We start from the raw sequence: 22022 nt of genomic DNA on the forward strand, positions 1-22022 counted from the left end.
ACGTCATTCCAGCCAAATTACGATTCCAGATCAGTCGCCTGGAAGCTTCTTAACGGGCGACTAAGCAGCGCGGGGATACCGGCGGCCGGGACGGCATCACTGAACAGATAACCTTGTCCTTCTGCGCAACCATTGGCCACCAGATAGGCCAGCTGGCCTGCGTCTTCGACACCCTCGGCCGTGGCCGTCAAACCAAATCCATTTGCAAGGCCAAGGATAGCACGAACGATCACCTGGCTGTCGGTACTGTCGTCGAGATGCGACACGAAGCTGCGGTCTATCTTGATCTTGTCGAGACGAAACGAAAGCAGCTGGCTAAGCGTAGCATAACCCGTACCGAAATCATCGAGCGCGATGCGGACGCCGGCTTGACGGAGTTCATCCATCACGGTCTTCGCAACCCCGGTCTTTTCCACGAACGCGCTCTCCGTAATTTCAATCTCCAGGCGGCTCGGACTGACCCCGGTTTGCCCAAGGATCGATAGAATGCGCTGTCCAAGCGCGGGGTCACGCAACTGAATCGGCGAAATATTGAAGGCAAGCGTAAACATCTCCGGCCACACATTGGCATCAAAACAGGCGCGGCGAAAAAGCTGATCGCCAAGCGCGTTGATGAGGCCAGTTTCTTCTGCAATCGGAATAAACACGTCGGGCGGAATATGCCCAAAAGTCCGGTTTTCCCAACGCGCCAGGGCCTCGAACCCGATGATGCAATTACTTTTGAGCGAAACGAACGGCTGGTAGTGCGGCTCGATAATATCGGCCGTTATCGCGCTGCGAAGCTCTCGCTCGATCTGGATGCGCCGCTCGACATGCATGTCCATCTCTGGTTCGAAAAAGCGAACACACGACCTGCCATCGCCTTGTGCGCGATAAAGTGCACGTTCTGCGCGCCTGACCAATTCGTGGAGATTGACGCCGTCAATCGGAGCGATGGCGATGCCAATTCCAACACCAAGCTCGGCTGACCCCGTCTCGATCGCGAAAGTGTCGCCGGCGGACGCCACAATACGGCGCGCCAGATTGGTGGGATCCTCAAAGGAGCTAATGTCTGGCATGACAATCCCGAATTCGTCGCCTCCAATCCTCGCCAGGACGCCATCCGTGCGCAAGACGTCGGCGAGCCTGTTGGCAAATTCGCAAAGCGCCTTGTCCCCCGCTGCGTGGCCATGCGCGTCCTTGATTCTCTTGAAGCCCCTAAGGCCAAGCATCAGAACGGCCACCTGGTGGGTGTCGCCGGCGAGGCCAAGGCACGCATCAAGTTTTTCATCAAACAGGCGACGGTTAGGCAGGCCGGTCAATGGATCATGTCGCGCCAGATCGCGCGCTTCTGCTTCTGCAATGGTTCGTGCTTTGGTTTCTCGGGCGAGATCTCGATAGCGGCGAACACTAAAGATTGTCAGCGCAACGCTCAGAAAGAATGCGACAAACATCATGAATACGATGGCGTCGAGTGCCGAATCCGCATAGCCCCGTCCCAGCTGAAACAAACGAGGGCCAAGCTCATAAACATGCGCCAAGATCGAAGCAAGAACGACGCCCCCAAAGAGAGCGATGAAATCCCTTGTGGCAGAACTACGCCAATCGAACCAATCGGCGCGCAATACGCGCGATCGTGGATTTGACAAACTCATCACAGTCGAACCTTCGCTGACGCCGGTTATTCCAGCAAGCTCTTACAAGTGGCATAAATGCACACTTAACACCAGGTTTTGTGCGGCGCGCCTGCTCAACCAGCTTCAGCGCGAACCTTGCGACCGCGAAGCCATTGTCCGGCTCGCGGCGTTGATGGATAAAGAGACTCGCTCGACCGCGTAAAGCAAGATGCGATCTACGTGGTTCGCCGCCGCGATTCCCGGTCACGACCATGTTGCTCGTGCAGCCTTAGGCTAAGCGCGCGAATGAACGAAGCCTACGCGGCAATCACACGATTGCGACCTTCATGTTTTGCGCGATAGAGCCGCTGATCTGCGACGTTCAGCAATCCGTCAAGCGTGTCTCCATCGCGCCCGAGCTCCGACACCCCAACACTGATGGTGACGCAGACCGACGGTCGGGCTTCGACGTCGAATGCAGTGCCTTCAATCGTCGATCGTAGGCGCTCGGCTACCGCGCAAGCCGTGTCGAGCGTCGCTCCCGGCAGCAAGACCATGAATTCTTCACCGCCCACGCGCGCGACAGAGTCATAAGGGCGAATTGCCTCCAGACACTTTCGCACAAATGCGCGGAGCACCTCATCGCCGACGCTGTGACCACGTGAGTCATTGATATCCTTGAAATGGTCGAGATCGAGCGACAGCAGAGATAATGGAGCACCGGTTCGTTTGGCCCGCGCGATCTCGGCGCCGATATGCTCGAGGAAGTGTCGCCGATTTCCGGCGCCGGTCAGTGGGTCGGTGGCGGCAAGACGCTCTAACATTTGATTGCTCACTTGAACTTGTTGTAGTGCCCTTTGAGTGTCGGCCATCGACTCGGCCAGGCGGGCCATCATTTCTTCCTGGCTATAGATTGTCGAGAAGGATTGCGTCGTTCGGAGCGCCTGGACAACGCCATAGCTGAGCAGGAAGAACCCGCCCGCAAAGATCGCGTGGGCGAGCCACCACATATGATTCCACGGCGCCGCCAGAATGAATGCGAGCGACGATAGCGCAAACCACCCGACCGAAATGCCGAAAACGAGCATGAGCGGCGAGTGAATCCGTCGCATGAACATGACCGCGACGTTCAGCGCGCTGAACACCATTGCGCCGCCCTCCATGGACAAGCGTACCGCGGGGTGTCCCGCATAGGGGGAGTAGGCGATCAAGGCGACGGCTATATCCATCGTCAGGAATAAGCCGATCCAGATCAGCCATGCGCGCGGATCCGAACGCTTGTCTGACGGCTGGTTGTAGCAGAGCAGCCCAACGAAGAGCAGAATCGACATCGCGAGACGCGACGCTGGCCCATAGAGCAGAAACAGCCAAATATTGCGGTGTGCCATCTCGGTGAAGGCGCCGTGCGGCGAATAGACCAGCACGAAGCCGAGAAAACCCAGCGTCAACCAACGCAACAGAGGTTCGCCTGAAGACCGGTAGCAACGCCACGTCACATAGGTGACGAACAGCCCTTCGAGGGTGGCGACGGCAATCGCGAATTCATGAAACAGGTGATTCTCGAATTTTAGCGTGGGATCCTGCTGGAAATACAGATAGGCAATGAACTGGGCGGGCATAAGGGCAAAGGCGATGAGGAGAAGGCTCATATACGCCTGTGTCACCAGCCGGAGCGCGTTGCTCGGTTCGTGTACCGCAAGATTGGTGCTCATATGCATATACCGCCTCCCATGATGACGTGCGGTCGTTTCATAGCCTCTTGGGGTCCCGAGGGATACTCTGTCCCAGAGCACCTTCGGTCCTTGTGTACTACCCAGATGAAGGAACCAGGATGCGTCGCGGCCGGAAGGCCATTTAACAATTCGGCGCCCGCGATCACCGCTGCACGGGAGTGGACGGAGGCATGAGCTTGAGCTTTCCGTCCATCTGGGGCACCCCGTCGAGCAGGCGGCGGCGCCGACAGGGTCGGCCTTGTCGTTCAGCAGATTATTCCGGCTCCTGCCGCGAGTTGTCACGGTCTGCGAGGCGCTCGAAAACGCCCATCGAAAGACAAGGAAATCACGATCCCGTTGAGGAAAGGAGTCTGCGTATTACCGTACTCAACCGTCTGCCTGCCGCCCGCCGGTAGTGCCGCCGCCACAATCGGTCCGTTACTGGTTCGGCTCCGAGTCAACACGCGTAATGAGCAAAATCGTAAGCGTCAGCCCGCTTTGATTGACGAGGTTCTCGTAGGCCATCTGCGATCTCCTTCGTATGGGATGTCCCCGTACTGCGCGACCGGGCCCGTTAGGTTACCTAAGCTTGTTGAGTTAGCCGCCTGCCAAACCTTGTAGGTTCCCTAACGCAACCTGTGAGATTGGCTTGCGGCAAGGAGGAATTACTCGATCCGTCCCGGATGACGGACGAAGAGATGTCCGACGGACAAAGTAATCGCTGGTCCAGCTCTATCGGGCGCGCGGCCAGCAGCGTCGCCCATGTCCGGAGCCTCTCCTGACGCGGCGTGTCCGCCCCAAGTGTAAATAAGCCCCAGAATGCGCCCCCGGGGCGACGTGAGGCCACCTATTGATCTGGTTCGTGACTTTGGAAGATAGCGGGAGGCCGATCGGCGCCGATCCGGACCCCATCGTGAACGAATTTCGGGGATGTCCCGGGTTCTGTTGAATTTCTGAAGAGGTCGGCGTTGCCCACCTTGAGCCGGTAGGCTCGGGGTGCTGATTCCACAAAGGAGAGCAACGCCATGACGAGAGATATCACACCGGCTGGTTGGCCGGCGACCGGGGCGGTGGACGAAGCGTTTGCGGAAGTGCGGGCGAGCTTCGATCGGTTCTGCCTTGCAGCAGGGATCGAGGCGCTCGGCACGATGATGGAGGCGGATGTGACGGCGGCCTGCGGGCCGCGCCACGGTCGCGATGCGGCGCGGCGGGCGCACCGTTGGGGCCGAACGCAGGGACGGATCGGTTTCCACGGCGGCAAGATCGAGGTCGAGCGCCCGCGGGTCCGGGGCGTGGATGGCGGCGAGGTCACGATCCCGAGCTGGGAAACGGCGGCGCAGGAGGACTGGCTCGGTCGCTGGGCGATGAACCTGATGCTGATCAATGTATCGACGCGCCGGTTCGGCCGCGCTGTCCGGCTGCCCGAAGGTCACGTGCCGGCACCGCCCGGACCGGGGGTTTCGAAGTCGGCGGCCTCGCGGAGGTTCGTAGCGCTGTCGGCGGCGCGGCTGGCTGACTTCATGGCTGCCGATCTGTCCGCGCTCGACCTTCTGGTGGTCCAAATCGACGGGCTGCATCTCGGCGACGATCTCGTGCTGGTCGCCGCGATCGGGGTTGACGGCGAAGGCAACAAGCATCCGCTGGCGCTGGTGGAAGGGGCGACCCAGAATGCCGCAACGGTTCAGGCCCTGCTGGACAACCTGGTCTCGCGCGGGCTCGACCCGACGGTGCCAACACTGTTCATCGCCGACGGCGCGAAAGCGTTGTCGAAGGCGATCCGCCGCACCTTCGGTTCGGCCGCTGCGATCCAGCGCTGCCAGATCCACAAGGCGCGCAACATCATGGAACGCCTGCCGAAAGATCGGGTGCTGCGCCAGGCCTGGGAGCTCGATGACGCCGACAAGGCTGAAAAATTGATCCGCAATCTCGCGCGTCGACTCGACCAGCAATGCCCCGGCGTAGCGGCCAGCATCCTCGAAGGCCTCGACGAAATCCTGACTGTCGTCCGGTTGAAGCTGCCGAAGGAGCTTCGTCGATCGCTCGCTTGTACCAACATCGCCGAGAACATGATGGGCACCATTCGCCGCGTCACGCGCAACGCCGAACGCTGGCGGGATGCCGGTATGGCGTTGCGATGGGGCGCGGCCGGCATGATCGAGGCCAACAAGGGCTTCCGACGATTGAAGGCGCATAAGCAATTGTCGGTTCTGCGTGCGGCCCTTCAAGCTCACCACGATCGCATGACGATCAAGCTCGTTGCCCACGTCTCGAGGGCCGCGTAACATTCATTCCGGCAACGTCGGCCCGACGTAGTTCAACACCAATCGGGACATCCCCGACCTATCCCGCTTGCTCTCGCAATTCCGGGTGCTACACCTGCAGCCAAGCTGTTACATTGGGTGTGTCAAGATTGTTTGGATCCACGCTACCTCACGTCCACAGGTCAACTAGCTAGTCTGACTGAGTCACAAAACCGCCGGCCAGAATCAGCGATGGATGAAGCACGGACCATCAGTCGAGAGGCCGACATGAGCGGGCGTGGCACCAAGACGAGCGAGAAGCGATTTGCGACGTATTTGGAAGGGCTTGCCAGTGTCATCGGTCATGCTGATCGGAAGGCGCCGCTGCGCGACTATTGCGTCGGCCTGATGGCCTGTGGCGGTCGCAAGAGCGTGGAGTCGATGGCGGCGGTGACAGCTCCGGAACGGACGGCCGCCCAGCATCAATCGCTGCTGCATTTCGTCGGCAGCGGCGCCTGGTCGGATGAGAAGGTGCTGGGCAAGGTACGTGAGATGGTCCTGCCGGCGATTGAACGCCAGGGCCCCATCGAAGCCTGGATCATCGACGATACCGGATTTCCCAAGCAGGGCCGACATTCAGTTGGAGTTGCACGGCAATATTGCGGGCAGCTCGGCAAGCAGGATAATTGTCAGGTGGCGGTGTCACTGTCGATTGCCAACCACCACGCCAGCCTGCCTGTCGCTTATCGCCTTTATCTTCCGAAGGAATGGACTGAGGACTGCGATCGGCGGCGCAAGGTGGGCATTCCTGCCGAAGTTGGCTTCCGGACCAAGCCGGAGATCGCGCTGGAGCAGTTGCGGTGGGCCTGCGCGAGCGGCCTTCCACGCGGTGTCGTACTGATGGACGCGGGCTATGGCAATAACAGCGACCTGCGCACGGAGATCACGGCGCTGGGATTGACCTATGTGGCGGGTCTTCTGTCGAGCACAACGGTATGGGCGCCCGGTACCGGTCCCTTGCCGCCGAAGCCATGGTCGGGCCGCGGCCGTCCACCGAAACTGATGCGCCGCAACCGTCAGCATCAGCCGGCCGCCGTCAAGGCGCTCGCGATCGGCCTGCCGGCCAAAGCTTGGCGCACCATCACGTGGCGGCAAGGAACGAACGAAAAGCTGACCTCGCGCTTTGCCCGCGTGCGGGTCCGTGCCGCGCATCGTGATTATTGGCAAACCACCCGGCGATTGGAGGAATGGTTGCTGATCGAATGGCCAAAAGGCGAGGACCAGCCTACCAAATACTGGCTCTCGACATTGCCGGAGGATGTGGCATTCCGGACTCTCGTTGAGACGGCTAAATTGCGCTGGCGCATCGAACGCGACTATCAGGAACTCAAGCAGGAGGTCGGGCTCGGCCACTTCGAGGGACGCGGCTGGCGCGGCTTTCATCATCACGCAACAATGTGCATCGCAGCCTACGGATTCCTGATCTCCGAGCGGGAGACGATTCCCCCCTCAGGCACTCGGCACGCCCGGCCGATCCTGCTCGATCGCATTCCCGCAGATTACAGACCCCGCGGATTTGCCGCTGCGGACCCAACGTCACATTCCAAATTCGATCGCGACGATGCGACGGCGCCTCGAACATGGGCTCGTCCGAACGCTGTCGAGATGTCCTTGTTGTGCGATCAAGTTCGACCACTAGACAGATCATCGTTTGTGACGCAGTAGGACTAGTGTCCTGAATCATAAGTTCGGCAGACTCCAAATCGGCTCGATCATGGCGGACGCTCCTGATTTGGGGGAGGATTGGTCATGGGTCGACGGTTTGCCTCGCTGGGGCTCGATGAGGTGGAACGCGCTGAGTTGACGTCGCTGGCGTCGCGCCGAAGCACGGCTCAGGCGTTGGCGCTGCTGGCTCGGATCATCCTGGCCTGTGCCGTAGGCGAGCAGAGCAAGGTCGTGGCGACCCGCCTGGGCATTGATCCGGACACGGTCGGCAAGTGGCGTCGGCGCTTTGCCGAGCATCGGCTGGGAGGGCTTTGGGAGCCGCGATCGGGGACGCCGCGCTGCGAAACCGGAACACGTCCTTCGTGATTGACGGCGAGGCCGTGCTCGGCGTCGACGGCATATCAGTCCCGCAAGTACATGGTATCCGTCCGAGGGCGGCCGTCTTGCGAGTTTTTCCGATCTGTAGCTGACTGTCCTTATGGACGGACATAAGGACAGTGCGGTGCTGAGCCGCATGGATTTGGTGGAGACCGGTCGGCGGCGACGCTGGACGCGTGCGGAGAAGCTCAGAATCGTAGAGGAGAGCTTCTCGGGGCCACGACTGGTGTCGGCGACGGCTCGCCGGTATGGGATATCACGTCAGCTTCTGCTGAGCTGGCGCAAGGCTTGGACCTGTCATGATCCGGCCGAAGAGGATTCGATCGGCCCGACATTCGTCCCTGCGATAGTTGCGGCAAGTACGCCGCCAACGACGGAAGCTGTCGAGACAGGTCAGATCGAAATCGTGAGCCCTCAGGGGCTGCGCGTGGTCTTCGGCCCCGGTGCGGATATCGAGGCGGTCGTTCGAATTGCTCGGGGCCTGGCGCGCCGATGATCCCGATCCCGACGGGCGTGCGGGTGTGGCTGGCGACGGGCCATACCGACATGCGGTGCGGCTTTCCGAGCCTGGCTCTGCGCGTGCAGGAAGTGCTCAAGCGCGACGCCATGGGCGGCGGTCTTTTCTGCTTCCGGGGCAAACGCGGTGATCTATTGAAGGTCATTTGGCACGGTGTGCTGCAGAGCATGAAGGAGGTGAATAACCGAATTTAATGCGTACAGCTTTATGAGAGATGGAGGATGGCCCTCCTGCATCGGCGTTTCAGGCGCAGATGCAAAACCACGACACTGTGGCTTCGCTTAAAAGGCGCGGTCATGAGCAAGTGTTGCAAAAGTCCCGGGTGTACGGGGCAGGTAAGTATCCAGAAGGCGAGCGAAAGCGAATCTTCCGATGACGCGTCGAAAATTACTAAGGCGTCGCCAAAATCAGGGGCGCGTGCCATCCCTGAGATCAATCCGTGAGGCGCCTGGATTACTGCGCGGATGGCGACCGGCGTTTAGGGGACGCGATCTGGATACAGGCTCTTGTAGAGAACTGCAGGAACCAGTCGTTGTGATGCCAAGGGAGAAGTTCAAGCGGCGCACACCGCGAGACGAGAGTACCGAAGCACAACACTGGGGCGGATCGGCTCGTAGTAGTGATGAAGGTGCTGTAATGGGACTGGAGCGAAGGGGCCGAAACAAGTGGGTTGCTCCCATATGCAACTGTGATGAGCAGGAGGACATGTGAGTGTAACCGGACGTAAGCAGTACGATATCGACAAGCAGACAGTGATGAAGGCCTACCGATTGGTCAAAGCCAATGCGGGCTCGGCCGGCGTGGATAAGGTGTCGCTCGAAGCTTTTGAGAAGGACTTGAAGGGCAACCTTTACAAGGTCTGGAATCGAATGTCTTCTGGCAGCTACTTTCCACCTGCCGTTCGGGCTGTCTCCATTCCCAAGAAGAACGGCGGGCAACGCATTCTAGGTGTGCCGACAGTAGCAGATCGCGTGGCGCAAACGGTCGTCAAGCTGCAGATTGAACAAGCACTCGAGGAAATCTTCCTTCCCGATTCCTACGGCTACCGGCCCGGAAAATCCGCGCTGGACGCCGTCGGCGTCACCCGGCAACGGTGCTGGAGGATGGACTGGGTGCTGGAGTTCGACATCAAAGGCCTGTTCGACAATATCAGCCACAAGTTGCTTATGAAGGCCGTCAGGAAGCATGTGCAAGACGAATGGGCTCTGCTCTACATCGAACGCTGGCTAACAGCGCCGATGCAAGACAGAGACGGAGCGATCACCGCTCGCGACCGGGGCACACCCCAAGGCGGCGTGATCAGTCCCGTCCTTGCCAATTTGTTCTTGCATTATGCGTTCGATACATGGATGGCGCGGAACTTCCCGCAGTCGCCGTGGTGTCGATACGCGGACGACGGGCTCGTTCATTGCCGAACCAAGGCTGAAGCGGAAGCCATCAAGGCGGCGCTGCAAGCAAGGTTTAAGGAATGCGAACTCGAAATGCATCCCGACAAGACCAAGATCGTCTACTGCAAAGACAGCAATCGCCCGGGTAGCCATGCCAGTCAGTCATTTGACTTTCTGGGATTTACCTTTCGACCGCGCAGGGCAAGAAACCATCAGAAGAAAGAAAACTTCTGTACGTTCTCGCCAGCGGTCAGCAGGGCGGCGATGACGTCTATGCGTATGACGATCCGGCAGCTCCGCCTCAGGCTTCGCTCGCAGACGGAAGTCGACGCAATTGCCTTGGAACTGAACCCCGTCCTTCGTGGATGGAGGCAGTACTACGGCAGATATGGGCGGTCAGAAATGCACAACCTGTATCGATATGTCGACGAATCTCTTAACCGCTGGGCGCGACGCAAATACAAAGGGCTGAAGAATGGAAAAGTCAGAGCCTCCACCTGGCTCAGATTGATCCGCTGCCGCAGGCCGAAGCTGTTCGCTCATTGGGCGATGTTGAGTTCTGCCTCGTTACTTGTTGAGAGCCGTATGACGTGAGAGCGTCACGTACGGTTCGGAGAGCGGCTCCGGGTGCAACCCCCGGGGCCGACTCACCATGGCCAGGGCGCCTGCTTGTTCACCAAAAGACTCGAGAGAGGCAGGTTCATCTGGCCATCGGTTGCTGGTGAATCGGTAACGATCTCTCCGGCGCAGTTGAGCTATCTGTTGTCCGGGATCGATTGGCGCAACCCTCAAGAAACCCAGCGTCCGACGCGGGTCGGATAGTCGTTTTACGGTTTGAATCTGCGGCTTGATCTGATTCAATGGCTCCATGATATCGAAGCCGGATGATCTTCCATCGGACCTTGTCAGTGCCCTGGCGGCGCTGCAGGCCGAGCGTGAGGCGCGACAGAAAGCCGAGGCGAAGGCCGCCAACTGGCAGGCGCAAGCCGCGAATGCGCAGGCGAAACTGTCGGATACCGAGGCGCTGATCGCTCATCTCGAGTTGCGCATCGAGAAGCTGAAACGCGAACTGCACGGGCAGCGATCCGAGCGCTCGGCACGGCTGCTCGAGCAGTTGGAGTTGGAGCTCGAAGAACTCGTCACCACGGCGAGCGAGGATGAGCTTGCCGCACAGGCCGCAGCGGCGAAGACGCAGAACGTCCGCCCCTTCATGCGCAAGCGGCCGGTGCGCAAGCCATGGCCTGACGATATCGAACGCGAGCGCGTCGTCATTGAGACTCCAACGACCTGCGCCTGCTGCGGTGGATCGCGGCTGGCGAAGATCGGTGAGGATGTGACCAAGACGCTGGAGGAGATCCCGCGCCGCTTCAAGCTGATCGAGACGGTACGCGAGAAGTTCACCTGCCGCGATTGCGAGAAGATCAGCCAGCCGCCCGCGCCGTTCCATGCCACGCCGCGCGGCTTCATCGGCCCACAATTGCTGGCGACGATCCTGTTCGACAAGTTCGGCATGCATATCCCGCTCAACCGCCAGAGTGCGCGCTTTAAGGCCGAGGGGATCGACCTGCCGTTGTCGACGCTGGCCGACCAGGTCGGCCACGGGACCTTCGCCGTCATGCCGCTCTTCCACTTGATCGAACGCCACGTGCTCGCTGCCGAGCGCCTTCATGGCGACGACACCACCATCCGTATTCTGGCGAAGGGCAAGTGCACGACCGGGCGGATCTGGACTTATGTGCGGGATGACCGGCCGTTCGCCGGGCCTGCGCCGCCGGCAGCGGTCTATTACGCCTCGAGCGACCGACGAGGCGAGCATCCACAGAGACATCTGGCCGCCTTCGCCGGCATCTTGCAGGCGGATTGCTACAGCGGCTTCGAGCCGCTGTTCGACCCGCAGAAGAAGGCGCTGCCGATTACGCCGGCGTTTTGCGTGGCCCATGCGCGGCGGGGCTTCTTCGAGCTGGCTGATATCGAGAAAAATGCTCGGGAAGGCAAGAAAGGCAAACCGGTCTCCCCGATCGCGCTGGAGGCTGTCAGACGCCTCGATACGTTGTTCGAGATCGAGCGCGCCATCAACGGCCGCGGTGCCGGCGAGCGGCGTGCCGCTCGCCAGGAACAGAGTAAGTCACTTCTCGAGGACATGCATGCCTGGCTGCTCCGCGAGCGCGAAACCCTCTCGCGTTCCTCCGAGGTCCTGAAGCCGATTAACTACATGCTCAGGCGCTGGGACGGCTTCGCCCGCTTCCTCGACGACGGCAGGATCTGCTTGACCAACAATTGCGCTGAGCGCGCATTGAGAGGCATCGCCTTGGGAAGGCGCAACTGGACCTTCGCCGGCAGCCAGCGCGGCGCCGACCGTGCCGCCATCATGCTGACGATGATCACGACCTGTCGCCTCAACGACGTCGATCCCAAGGCCTGGCTCGCCGACGTCCTGGCCCGTATCGCCGATCATCCCGCATCGCGTCTGCACGAGCTCTTGCCCTGGGAATGGAAGCTCCTGCGCCAGGCCGACAAGCCAGCCAATCAGCAGGCCGCCTGACCTTCACCCTTCACCCAATGCCATCATAGACCTCGCCGTGCCCGCGCGCATGCGTCAATCAGGCGGCCTCCGTCGTATGCGTACAGTACATGACGAGATGCAGTTCTACGCCTTCGATATCCTGGCGAAAGGCGGCGAGGATCATCGCAAACTGTCGCTATCGATGCCCAAGATCAACCTGGTGCGGCTGTTAGCGCGTCGCGTCGACGGGATCTTCCAGCGACTTCGAGCAGGGCGAGATCGGCCCCGACCTGTTCCGCTACGTCTACCTGATGGGACTGGAAGGGCTGGTTTCCAAGCACCGCGAGCAGCCGCGATCCGTCAATCTGAGTTTTATGGCGCCATCAGCAATAACCACTGAGGCAAGCGAGCCGCTGCGTCGCACGTCAACGGGTTCGGTAGGAGTTGCGTCAGACCCGAGTCTGAATAGGCGTTCTGAGGCGTCGCGACTGTGCCGGCCTGGATCACGAAGAGCCGACAGCCAGGCGCAGCCTTGCCGGTCAGGTCGAATTGCGGGGTGAGACTGAAGCCAGGGACGGTGCCGGCGGCCAAAGCCAAGGACGCCAACAGAAGTAACGGCGAAGCAGTGACCGTCGCTAAGCCGATCATTCGAAGAAACTTGCTGCGCATTCTTATCCTCGCATGCATCTAACGTGCTGCGAGCCTAAGAGACTGCCGCTTTACTGGTCTATGCGAGGTCCGCGGCTTTTGCGGTCAAAGATCATCATCCGAAGATTGTTCATTCTGTTGATTTTGCGAGCCACCCCATGCCGGCTCGGGTGAACGGACGTTTAACCATGCATAGGAGGTCTTCCCGCTCGGGGAAATTGGTGGGTGCCAGCCTATTTTAACCCTCAGTGGTCTGGGTTTGATCCACCGCAAAGGTTCTCACCCAAAACTAGTTAATGATGTTTTCTATCACCGGGCTCCGGTTCGGCCGTCGCCGGTGACTGAGAGTGTTGTGCTCCCGCCGTTAAATGCGGTGACGTATGCGCATATCCGAGCCCGCTTGGGCCAATTGCTTTAGGCATCTATCGAAATGCCCCGGAAACAATTGGTGTGCCCTTCAGTTTCCGAAGTGCGCCGGATGCCCGAATGCCGCCGCGTTGCCTCATCATTCAGTGGGCGCGCTTGAAGACCCGATGGAATCGGACGAGATCAAAGGGTGGCTTTGCGGGCTTAAGCCATACAGGGATTTCTGTCGCCATCAAAAAGTACGGCCCCCCAGAGTGGGTAGGGTACCGATCCACTGCTGATGCAGTACCGTCAGCCCTCGTTAGCCTTTTCGAGCTGACTCCGTGGGGCTTACCAGCGGGCAATGTGGGAAGGCCGCGCAAACTATGACAAGCGAAAACGCGCCTTCAAGGCCGATTGAAGCCGCGTGGGAAGCGGTGACACTCGGTGAGGCGGCCAACGTCGCGCTAGCCATCTGGGCCGCAATAGTCGCGGCCCACATCACCGCAGCGTCGGTGTATTTTTGGCGGGAGCAGCGCAGCCCGGCATGGTTGGCCGCTCTTGCGATTTTGGCATACTGGCCGATCTTGGTGCTGATCACATGTCTCGGCCTTGCTTTTAAACATCTAATCCGGCCTCTGATTGAGCAAGTCAAACGGAGAAGGCCCGGTACCAAAAGCCGCCCATTAGTAAGGGCGCCTCAGTTGGCGGCCTCTTCGTCATCATCGACGTCGTCGCCGTATTCAAATGACAGCTGAGTTGGTTCAGTAATCGTGGATGCAATCGATCAAGCTTTGCTTTAAAGGCCGTTTCGATTCGGCGCGGGTCATGGACAAACAACCGATACCCGTCGGTGAACAGATCATCACCATCGTCTTGCTGGTGATCTTCGCGCTCGTGATTTGGTACGGCGCCATGATCTGAGACTTCTTTCTTTGGAGTGGGCCTTGTCTAGCCCGTCTTATTCGTCAGAGTGCGCCTGAGAGGCTGGCGAGCGTGGTGTAAAGCGCTGATGCGGCGTAGGATTCGGTTGCAAAGCCAACCCCATCACCTCAACCGCGAACGCCAGGCCCGCCATGACCGATGATACGATTCTGCCCTTCTCGTTTCCAGCCGTTCACGCCAAGAAAGTCACAGCTGCCTTCGATGGCGGTCGGCTGACCTCGAACGGGGGCGTGATGCTTCTGGCGATGGCCGAGCGGCGTCTCGGCTTGGCCGACAATTTGGCCCGGGTGTTCCCGGATCGGCGCGATCCGACGCGGGTCGTGCACAGCCTTGTCGATATGTTCCGCGCGCGCATGTTCGCGATCTGCTGCGGCTACGAGGACGCCGACGACCTCGATCATCTGCGGTCCGATCCCGCATTCAAGCTGGCCTGCGGACGGCTGCCGGACACGGGTCGCGATCTGTGTTCCCAACCGACGCTGTCGCGGCTGGAGAATGCTCCGCGCCTGCGCGACGTGATCCGACTGACCTACACTTTGGTCGACGCATGGATGGATAGCTACCCGCGCGAGCCGGCATCCGTCACGCTCGACATCGATGATACCTGCGATGTCGTCCACGGCCATCAGCAGCTCTCGCTGTTCAACGCTCATTATGACGAACGCTGCTTCCTGCCGATCCACGTCTACGACACGGAGAAGAGCCGGCCCGTGGCGGTCGTGTTGCGGCCCGGCAAGACGCCGGGCGGCGTCGAGGTGCGTGCCCATCTGCGCCGCCTGATACGGCATATCCGGACGCGGTGGCACAACACGCGAATCACGTTCCGTGGCGACGGGCACTATGCCCGGCCGGAGGCAATGGCGTGGTGCGAGACCAACGGCATCGACTACATCTTCGGTCTGTCCGGCACCAAGCCGCTCGCCAGAAAACTCGACGAGGCCGCCGACGACATCCGCACGCGACGCGCCATCGAGAACCTGCCGGTTCTGCGTGGCTATACCGAGACGCGCCACAAGGCCAAGTCCTGGGATCGCGAACGGCGTACCGTCGCCCGTATTGAGGCGACGATGCTCGGCCTCGACATCCGTTTCGTCGTCACCAGCCTCGATGTCGGCTCGGCCGAGTGGATCTACGACAGCCTGTATTGCGCGCGCGGCCAAGCCGAGAATCTGATCAAGCTGCATAAGACACAGCTCGCCTCCGATCGCACCAGCTGCCGTTCGGCGCTCGCCAATCAAGTCCGCCTCGTTCTCCACACCGCCGCTTATTGGCTGATGCTGACCGTGCGCGACGCGATTCCCAAAGCCCGGGAATTGGCCACAGCCGAGTTCGCGACGCTGCGTCTTCGTCTCTTGAAACTCGCTGCCCGTGTCGTCGAGACCACGAGCCGCATTCGCCTTGCGTTTGCCGCGGCATGTCCCGAAGCCGACCTGATCCGCGGCTTGCCAGGCGCGCTGCTGCCGCTCGGTCCTTGACCGGCGGGGCGTCCGCCCCCCGTTCGCCCAACCCATCCCTCAAGCGCGTTGCAAAGTACGGGTCGTCAGGCGGTGAAAAGCCGAAGGCAATCCCGCGCGCCTCGTCAGAGCAGATGTGCGGCCACATCAATCGGACTAAAAAAAGCACTCTCACGAATAGGACGGGTTAGGTGTTTAGTCCCGGCATTTGCTGGAGCGGATTGAGGGTGAATCGTTCGGGCTCTTTTGTCCAGGCTTTGCAGATGTATTCGTAGGGCGTGAGGCCCTTCAGGGTCTTCAGCCGCCGAGCGTAGTTGTAAGCGTTAATGAAGTCGGCAAGGTGTGCTTCGAGCGTAAGCGCTGTTCAGCGGCCACCGACCGGATGACGGGGTGATCTGCGAGTCTGCGGTTCGGTTTGGACCGTTAGGCTTAGAATGGACACAGAGCATAGTGCTATCACGGAGCCGGTGCGACGGCTTGAGGTCTTCACCGGAGCCGGCCGTCGGCGGAAGTGGAGCGACGAGGACAAGGCGCGGATCGTTGCGGAGATCGTGGCGAGCGGCGACTCGGTCTGTTCGGTAGCCTGACGGCATGGATTGTCGCCGCAGCAGTTGTTTGGTTGGCGACGTCAGTTGCGAGATGCTGCGGTCGATTATTCCGAAGAGCAAGAAGTAGAGTTTGTGCCGGCGGTGGTAGATGCTGTGGTGCCGGCGCCCGCTGTTGGCCGGGAGCGCAAAACGGTGCGCTGCAAGGCCAAAGCGGATACCCGGGCCCGCCGTTGCGATGCCGGGATCATCGAGATCGAAGTCGACGGAATCACGATCCGGGCCGGTCGTGGTGCGGACCCGACGATGATTGCGTCGATCGTCCAGACACTGAAGGCGAGCCGGTGATTGGTCCGTCGGGTGCGGTCCGGGTGATGGTGGCGACCAAACCGGTAGACTTCCGCAAGGGGATGGAAGGGCTTGCGCCCCTGGTGCGCGAGAGCATGCGGGCAGACCCATTCTCGGGAGCTGTCTATGTGTTCCGGGCCAAGCGGGCGGATCGGATCAAGCTGGTGTTCTGGGACGGAACGGGTCTGTGTCTGTTCACCAAGAGGCTCGAGGATGGGATCTTCCGCTGGCCGAAGGTCGAGGACGGCGTGATGCGTCTGTCGGCGGCGCAATTGTCGGCGCTGCTGGAAGGACTCGACTGGCGGCTTGTGCATGAGGCGCGGGAGACGCCGGCGCCAACGCGAGCGGGATAGTTGTTGGCGGCACTGCGGCGAAGTGAATCAAGAGCGTTGGATGTGTCGCCAGATGGCGGCGAATATGCTCTGAATTGGGTGTGAGTGACGCCCTGCCTGACGATCTCGAGACGCTGAAAGCGATGCTGCTTGCCGAGCGGTGCGAGAGCGAACGACTGCGTCAGATCATCAAGGAATTGCAGCGACATCGGTTTGGCCGACGGGCAGAGACGCTGCCTGAAGATCAGATGCTGCTGGGCCTGGAAGACGTCGAGCAGGTCGCAGCCTACAGCGAGACAGCGCTGGACATCAGCGCACCTGAAGGCCGTGAGGTGCGGGCTCGCACGCGCCGCGGCAACCGTGGCGCCTTGCCGACGCACCTGCCGCGGATCGAGGTCGTCGTCGACATCGAGGACAAGACCTGTCCCTTTTGCCAGGGCGAGTTACACCGGATCGGCGAGGATAGAAGCGAGCGGCTGGACCTGGTCCCGGCGCAGTTCCGGATCCTCGTGACCCGGCGTCCTAAATACGCCTGCCGGGCTTGCGAGGACGGCGTCATGCAGGCGCCGGCCCCGGCTCGACTGATTGAGGGTGGGTTGCCGACCGAGGCCACCGTCCCAGGTGCTGGTCTCCAAATATGCCGATCACCTGCGGCTGTACCGGCAGGCGCAGATTTACGCCCGCCAGGGCATTGAGCTCGATCGTTCGACGCTGGCGGACTGGGTCGGACAAGCCGCCTTCCACCTGCGTCCGTTGCATGACCGTCTCCTCGGCAAGCTCAGGCAACGGCCAAAGCTGTTCGCCGACGAGACAACGATGCCGGTGCTCGATCCTGGCCGTGGGCGTACCAAGACCGGCCAGCTCTGGGCCTATGCGGCGGACGACCGGCCATGGGGCGGTGCCGATCGTACGCATACGACGGAGGCCGCCTGATTGACGCATGCGCGCGGGCACGGCGAGGTCTATGATGGCATTGGGTGAAGGGTGAAGGTCAGGCGGCCTGCTGATTGGCTGGCTTGTCGGCCTGGCGCAGGAGCTTCCATTCCCAGGGCAAGAGCTCGTGCAGACGCGATGCGGGATGATCGGCGATACGGGCCAGGACGTCGGCGAGCCAGGCCTTGGGATCGACGTCGTTGAGGCGACAGGTCGTGATCATCGTCAGCATGATGGCGGCACGGTCGGCGCCGCGCTGGCTGCCGGCGAAGGTCCAGTTGCGCCTTCCCAAGGCGATGCCTCTCAATGCGCGCTCAGCGCAATTGTTGGTCAAGCAGATCCTGCCGTCGTCGAGGAAGCGGGCGAAGCCGTCCCAGCGCCTGAGCATGTAGTTAATCGGCTTCAGGACCTCGGAGGAACGCGAGAGGGTTTCGCGCTCGCGGAGCAGCCAGGCATGCATGTCCTCGAGAAGTGACTTACTCTGTTCCTGGCGAGCGGCACGCCGCTCGCCGGCACCGCGGCCGTTGATGGCGCGCTCGATCTCGAACAACGTATCGAGGCGTCTGACAGCCTCCAGCGCGATCGGGGAGACCGGTTTGCCTTTCTTGCCTTCCCGAGCATTTTTCTCGATATCAGCCAGCTCGAAGAAGCCCCGCCGCGCATGGGCCACGCAAAACGCCGGCGTAATCGGCAGCGCCTTCTTCTGCGGGTCGAACAGCGGCTCGAAGCCGCTGTAGCAATCCGCCTGCAAGATGCCGGCGAAGGCGGCCAGATGTCTCTGTGGATGCTCGCCTCGTCGGTCGCTCGAGGCGTAATAGACCGCTGCCGGCGGCGCAGGCCCGGCGAACGGCCGGTCATCCCGCACATAAGTCCAGATCCGCCCGGTCGTGCACTTGCCCTTCGCCAGAATACGGATGGTGGTGTCGTCGCCATGAAGGCGCTCGGCAGCGAGCACGTGGCGTTCGATCAAGTGGAAGAGCGGCATGACGGCGAAGGTCCCGTGGCCGACCTGGTCGGCCAGCGTCGACAACGGCAGGTCGATCCCCTCGGCCTTAAAGCGCGCACTCTGGCGGTTGAGCGGGATATGCATGCCGAACTTGTCGAACAGGATCGTCGCCAGCAATTGTGGGCCGATGAAGCCGCGCGGCGTGGCATGGAACGGCGCGGGCGGCTGGCTGATCTTCTCGCAATCGCGGCAGGTGAACTTCTCGCGTACCGTCTCGATCAGCTTGAAGCGGCGCGGGATCTCCTCCAGCGTCTTGGTCACATCCTCACCGATCTTCGCCAGCCGCGATCCACCGCAGCAGGCGCAGGTCGTTGGAGTCTCAATGACGACGCGCTCGCGTTCGATATCGTCAGGCCATGGCTTGCGCACCGGCCGCTTGCGCATGAAGGGGCGGACGTTCTGCGTCTTCGCCGCTGCGGCCTGTGCGGCAAGCTCATCCTCGCTCGCCGTGGTGACGAGTTCTTCGAGCTCCAACTCCAACTGCTCGAGCAGCCGTGCCGAGCGCTCGGATCGCTGCCCGTGCAGTTCGCGTTTCAGCTTCTCGATGCGCAACTCGAGATGAGCGATCAGCGCCTCGGTATCCGACAGTTTCGCCTGCGCATTCGCGGCTTGCGCCTGCCAGTTGGCGGCCTTCGCCTCGGCTTTCTGTCGCGCCTCACGCTCGGCCTGCAGCGCCGCCAGGGCACTGACAAGGTCCGATGGAAGATCATCCGGCTTCGATATCATGGAGCCATTGAATCAGATCAAGCCGCAGATTCAAACCGTAAAACGACTATCCGACCCGCGTCGGACGCTGGGTTTCTTGAGGGTTGCGCCAATCGATCCCGGACAACAGATAGCTCAACTGCGCCGGAGAGATCGTTACCGATTCACCAGCAACCGATGGCCAGATGAACCTGCCTCTCTCGAGTCTTTTGGTGAACAAGCAGGCGCCCTGGCCATGGTGAGTCGGCCCCGGGGGTTGCACCCGGAGCCGCTCTCCGAACCGTACGTGACGCTCTCACGTCATACGGCTCTCAACAAGTAACGAGGCAGAACTCAACATCGCCCAATGAGCGAACAGCTTCGGCCTGCGGCAGCGGATCAATCTGAGCCAGGTGGAGGCTCTGACTTTTCCATTCTTCAGCCCTTTGTATTTGCGTCGCGCCCAGCGGTTAAGAGATTCGTCGACATATCGATACAGGTTGTGCATTTCTGACCGCCCATATCTGCCGTAGTACTGCCTCCATCCACGAAGGACGGGGTTCAGTTCCAAGGCAATTGCGTCGACTTCCGTCTGCGAGCGAAGCCTGAGGCGGAGCTGCCGGATCGTCATACGCATAGACGTCATCGCCGCCCTGCTGACCGCTGGCGAGAACGTACAGAAGTTTTCTTTCTTCTGATGGTTTCTTGCCCTGCGCGGTCGAAAGGTAAATCCCAGAAAGTCAAATGACTGACTGGCATGGCTACCCGGGCGATTGCTGTCTTTGCAGTAGACGATCTTGGTCTTGTCGGGATGCATTTCGAGTTCGCATTCCTTAAACCTTGCTTGCAGCGCCGCCTTGATGGCTTCCGCTTCAGCCTTGGTTCGGCAATGAACGAGCCCGTCGTCCGCGTATCGACACCACGGCGACTGCGGGAAGTTCCGCGCCATCCATGTATCGAACGCATAATGCAAGAACAAATTGGCAAGGACGGGACTGATCACGCCGCCTTGGGGTGTGCCCCGGTCGCGAGCGGTGATCGCTCCGTCTCTGTCTTGCATCGGCGCTGTTAGCCAGCGTTCGATGTAGAGCAGAGCCCATTCGTCTTGCACATGCTTCCTGACGGCCTTCATAAGCAACTTGTGGCTGATATTGTCGAACAGGCCTTTGATGTCGAACTCCAGCACCCAGTCCATCCTCCAGCACCGTTGCCGGGTGACGCCGACGGCGTCCAGCGCGGATTTTCCGGGCCGGTAGCCGTAGGAATCGGGAAGGAAGATTTCCTCGAGTGCTTGTTCAATCTGCAGCTTGACGACCGTTTGCGCCACGCGATCTGCTACTGTCGGCACACCTAGAATGCGTTGCCCGCCGTTCTTCTTGGGAATGGAGACAGCCCGAACGGCAGGTGGAAAGTAGCTGCCAGAAGACATTCGATTCCAGACCTTGTAAAGGTTGCCCTTCAAGTCCTTCTCAAAAGCTTCGAGCGACACCTTATCCACGCCGGCCGAGCCCGCATTGGCTTTGACCAATCGGTAGGCCTTCATCACTGTCTGCTTGTCGATATCGTACTGCTTACGTCCGGTTACACTCACATGTCCTCCTGCTCATCACAGTTGCATATGGGAGCAACCCACTTGTTTCGGCCCCTTCGCTCCAGTCCCATTACAGCACCTTCATCACTACTACGAGCCGATCCGCCCCAGTGTTGTGCTTCGGTACTCTCGTCTCGCGGTGTGCGCCGCTTGAACTTCTCCCTTGGCATCACAACGACTGGTTCCTGCAGTTCTCTACAAGAGCCTGTATCCAGATCGCGTCCCCTAAACGCCGGTCGCCATCCGCGCAGTAATCCAGGCGCCTCACGGATTGATCTCAGGGATGGCACGCGCCCCTGATTTTGGCGACGCCTTAGTAATTTTCGACGCGTCATCGGAAGATTCGCTTTCGCTCGCCTTCTGGATACTTACCTGCCCCGTACACCCGGGACTTTTGCAACACTTGCTCATGACCGCGCCTTTTAAGCGAAGCCACAGTGTCGTGGTTTTGCATCTGCGCCTGAAACGCCGATGCAGGAGGGCCATCCTCCATCTCTCATAAAGCTGTACGCATTAAATTCGGTTATTCACCTCCTTCATGCTCTGCAGCACACCGTGCCAAATGACCTTCAATAGATCACCGCGTTTGCCCCGGAAGCAGAAAAGACCGCCGCCCATGGCGTCGCGCTTGAGCACTTCCTGCACGCGCAGAGCCAGGCTCGGAAAGCCGCACCGCATGTCGGTATGGCCCGTCGCCAGCCACACCCGCACGCCCGTCGGGATCGGGATCATCGGCGCGCCAGGCCCCGAGCAATTCGAACGACCGCCTCGATATCCGCACCGGGGCCGAAGACCACGCGCAGCCCCTGAGGGCTCACGATTTCGATCTGACCTGTCTCGACAGCTTCCGTCGTTGGCGGCGTACTTGCCGCAACTATCGCAGGGACGAATGTCGGGCCGATCGAATCCTCTTCGGCCGGATCATGACAGGTCCAAGCCTTGCGCCAGCTCAGCAGAAGCTGACGTGATATCCCATACCGGCGAGCCGTCGCCGACACCAGTCGTGGCCCCGAGAAGCTCTCCTCTACGATTCTGAGCTTCTCCGCACGCGTCCAGCGTCGCCGCCGACCGGTCTCCACCAAATCCATGCGGCTCAGCACCGCACTGTCCTTATGTCCGTCCATAAGGACAGT

General features: G+C 60.6%; 21 protein-coding genes and 2 pseudogenes. 14 read left to right on the top strand and 9 right to left on the bottom strand.

From position 1 onward, the window contains the following. Window positions 1-17: 17 nt before the first annotated feature. Window positions 18-1520 carry a putative bifunctional diguanylate cyclase/phosphodiesterase gene (locus HAP54_RS00290; protein ID WP_224496918.1) on the bottom strand — a complete coding sequence of 501 codons (1503 nt, stop codon included), beginning with the start codon at window positions 1518-1520 and terminating at the stop codon, window positions 18-20. Window positions 1521-1554: 34 nt separating this feature from the next. Here HAP54_RS00290 and HAP54_RS00295 point away from each other — a divergent pair, with 34 nt between their 5' ends. Further along, entirely contained in the window at window positions 1555-1818 is a 264-nt protein-coding gene (locus tag HAP54_RS00295; protein WP_166202924.1) for a hypothetical protein, read from the top strand. 94 nt (window positions 1819-1912) lie between these two features. Here the strand turns inward: HAP54_RS00295 and HAP54_RS00300 are convergent, their stop codons facing one another. Further along, window positions 1913-3307, bottom strand: coding sequence for a GGDEF domain-containing protein (locus HAP54_RS00300; RefSeq protein ID WP_165129144.1), 1395 nt, complete (start codon window positions 3305-3307; stop codon window positions 1913-1915). A gap of 1025 nt (window positions 3308-4332) precedes the next feature. On the opposite strand from HAP54_RS00300, the gene HAP54_RS00305 reads away from it, so the two are divergent. From HAP54_RS00305 to tnpC (HAP54_RS00340), 8 genes are all read left to right on the top strand, one after another. Next, entirely contained in the window at window positions 4333-5589 is a 1257-nt protein-coding gene (locus tag HAP54_RS00305; protein WP_166214503.1) for an IS256 family transposase, read from the top strand. A gap of 246 nt (window positions 5590-5835) precedes the next feature. Continuing rightward, window positions 5836-7272, top strand: coding sequence for an IS701 family transposase (locus tag HAP54_RS00310; protein WP_166306603.1), 1437 nt, complete (start codon window positions 5836-5838; stop codon window positions 7270-7272). 84 nt (window positions 7273-7356) lie between these two features. Beyond that, the gene (locus HAP54_RS00315) at window positions 7357-7638 is read left to right on the top strand and encodes a helix-turn-helix domain-containing protein (protein ID WP_166298509.1); all 282 of its coding nucleotides are present in this window, start codon (window positions 7357-7359) and stop codon (window positions 7636-7638) included. Window positions 7639-7750: 112 nt separating this feature from the next. Next, entirely contained in the window at window positions 7751-8146 is a 396-nt protein-coding gene (gene tnpA / locus HAP54_RS00320) for an IS66-like element accessory protein TnpA (RefSeq protein WP_166202956.1), read from the top strand. After that, complete coding sequence (gene tnpB, locus HAP54_RS00325) at window positions 8143-8361, top strand: IS66 family insertion sequence element accessory protein TnpB (protein WP_166294299.1); 219 nt, start codon at window positions 8143-8145, stop codon at window positions 8359-8361. Before tnpA (HAP54_RS00320) ends, tnpB (HAP54_RS00325) begins: the two co-directional genes overlap by 4 nt. 561 nt (window positions 8362-8922) lie before the next feature. Further along, window positions 8923-10149 (top strand): group II intron reverse transcriptase/maturase, encoded by a 1227-nt coding sequence (ltrA, locus tag HAP54_RS00330; RefSeq protein ID WP_166306448.1) that lies wholly within the window; start codon window positions 8923-8925, stop codon window positions 10147-10149. Window positions 10150-10182: 33 nt separating this feature from the next. Beyond that, entirely contained in the window at window positions 10183-10377 is a 195-nt protein-coding gene (gene tnpB, locus HAP54_RS00335) for an IS66 family insertion sequence element accessory protein TnpB (RefSeq protein WP_166293650.1), read from the top strand. Window positions 10378-10423: 46 nt separating this feature from the next. After that, window positions 10424-12097, top strand: a complete 1674-nt coding sequence (gene tnpC, locus HAP54_RS00340) for an IS66 family transposase (protein WP_166205228.1) — start codon at window positions 10424-10426, stop codon at window positions 12095-12097. 333 nt (window positions 12098-12430) lie between these two features. On the opposite strand, the gene HAP54_RS00345 is transcribed toward tnpC (HAP54_RS00340), so the two are convergent. Next, entirely contained in the window at window positions 12431-12727 is a 297-nt protein-coding gene (locus tag HAP54_RS00345) for a hypothetical protein (protein ID WP_166298510.1), read from the bottom strand. 1101 nt (window positions 12728-13828) lie between these two features. Between HAP54_RS00345 and HAP54_RS00350 the strand changes: the two genes are divergently transcribed. Both HAP54_RS00350 and HAP54_RS00355 read left to right on the top strand, forming a co-directional pair. Next, entirely contained in the window at window positions 13829-13975 is a 147-nt protein-coding gene (locus HAP54_RS00350; protein WP_165123002.1) for a hypothetical protein, read from the top strand. Window positions 13976-14127: 152 nt separating this feature from the next. Next, entirely contained in the window at window positions 14128-15471 is a 1344-nt protein-coding gene (locus HAP54_RS00355; RefSeq protein WP_166204320.1) for an IS1380-like element ISBdi2 family transposase, read from the top strand. A 166-nt stretch (window positions 15472-15637) separates the two neighbouring features. On the opposite strand, the pseudogene HAP54_RS00360 reads toward HAP54_RS00355, so the two are convergent. Further along, window positions 15638-15802 (bottom strand): annotated as a pseudogene (locus tag HAP54_RS00360) (IS3 family transposase); the annotation flags it as partial. Window positions 15803-16046: 244 nt separating this feature from the next. On the opposite strand from HAP54_RS00360, the gene HAP54_RS00365 reads away from it, so the two are divergent. The 3 genes and pseudogenes from HAP54_RS00365 to tnpC (HAP54_RS00375) form a co-directional block, all read left to right on the top strand. Then, entirely contained in the window at window positions 16047-16343 is a 297-nt protein-coding gene (locus tag HAP54_RS00365; protein ID WP_224741433.1) for a hypothetical protein, read from the top strand. Beyond that, a complete protein-coding gene (gene tnpB / locus HAP54_RS00370; RefSeq protein WP_166298511.1) occupies window positions 16340-16696 on the top strand; it encodes an IS66 family insertion sequence element accessory protein TnpB in 357 nt (118 codons plus the stop codon). Before HAP54_RS00365 ends, tnpB (HAP54_RS00370) begins: the two co-directional genes overlap by 4 nt. 122 nt (window positions 16697-16818) lie before the next feature. After that, window positions 16819-17581: pseudogene (gene tnpC, locus HAP54_RS00375) on the top strand (IS66 family transposase); the annotation flags it as partial. An 85-nt stretch (window positions 17582-17666) separates the two neighbouring features. On the opposite strand, the gene tnpC (HAP54_RS00380) reads toward tnpC (HAP54_RS00375), so the two are convergent. The 5 genes from tnpC (HAP54_RS00380) to tnpA (HAP54_RS00400) all read right to left on the bottom strand — a co-directional run bounded on the left by tnpC (HAP54_RS00380) (window position 17667) and on the right by tnpA (HAP54_RS00400) (window position 22013). Continuing rightward, window positions 17667-19340, bottom strand: a complete 1674-nt coding sequence (gene tnpC / locus HAP54_RS00380; RefSeq protein WP_166205228.1) for an IS66 family transposase — start codon at window positions 19338-19340, stop codon at window positions 17667-17669. 46 nt (window positions 19341-19386) lie between these two features. Then, window positions 19387-19581 (bottom strand): IS66 family insertion sequence element accessory protein TnpB, encoded by a 195-nt coding sequence (tnpB, locus tag HAP54_RS00385; RefSeq protein WP_166293650.1) that lies wholly within the window; start codon window positions 19579-19581, stop codon window positions 19387-19389. A 33-nt stretch (window positions 19582-19614) separates the two neighbouring features. Further along, window positions 19615-20841 (bottom strand): group II intron reverse transcriptase/maturase, encoded by a 1227-nt coding sequence (gene ltrA, locus HAP54_RS00390; protein ID WP_166306448.1) that lies wholly within the window; start codon window positions 20839-20841, stop codon window positions 19615-19617. Window positions 20842-21402: 561 nt separating this feature from the next. Beyond that, window positions 21403-21621: an IS66 family insertion sequence element accessory protein TnpB gene (gene tnpB / locus HAP54_RS00395; RefSeq protein WP_166294299.1), complete on the bottom strand. Its 219-nt coding sequence runs from the start codon at window positions 21619-21621 to the stop codon at window positions 21403-21405. Further along, window positions 21618-22013, bottom strand: coding sequence for an IS66-like element accessory protein TnpA (gene tnpA, locus HAP54_RS00400; protein ID WP_166202956.1), 396 nt, complete (start codon window positions 22011-22013; stop codon window positions 21618-21620). Before tnpA (HAP54_RS00400) ends, tnpB (HAP54_RS00395) begins: the two co-directional genes overlap by 4 nt. Window positions 22014-22022 lie beyond the last annotated feature (9 nt).

The organism is Bradyrhizobium sp. 2S1 (genome assembly GCF_011516625.5).
Lineage (GTDB): Bacteria > Pseudomonadota > Alphaproteobacteria > Rhizobiales > Xanthobacteraceae > Bradyrhizobium > Bradyrhizobium septentrionale.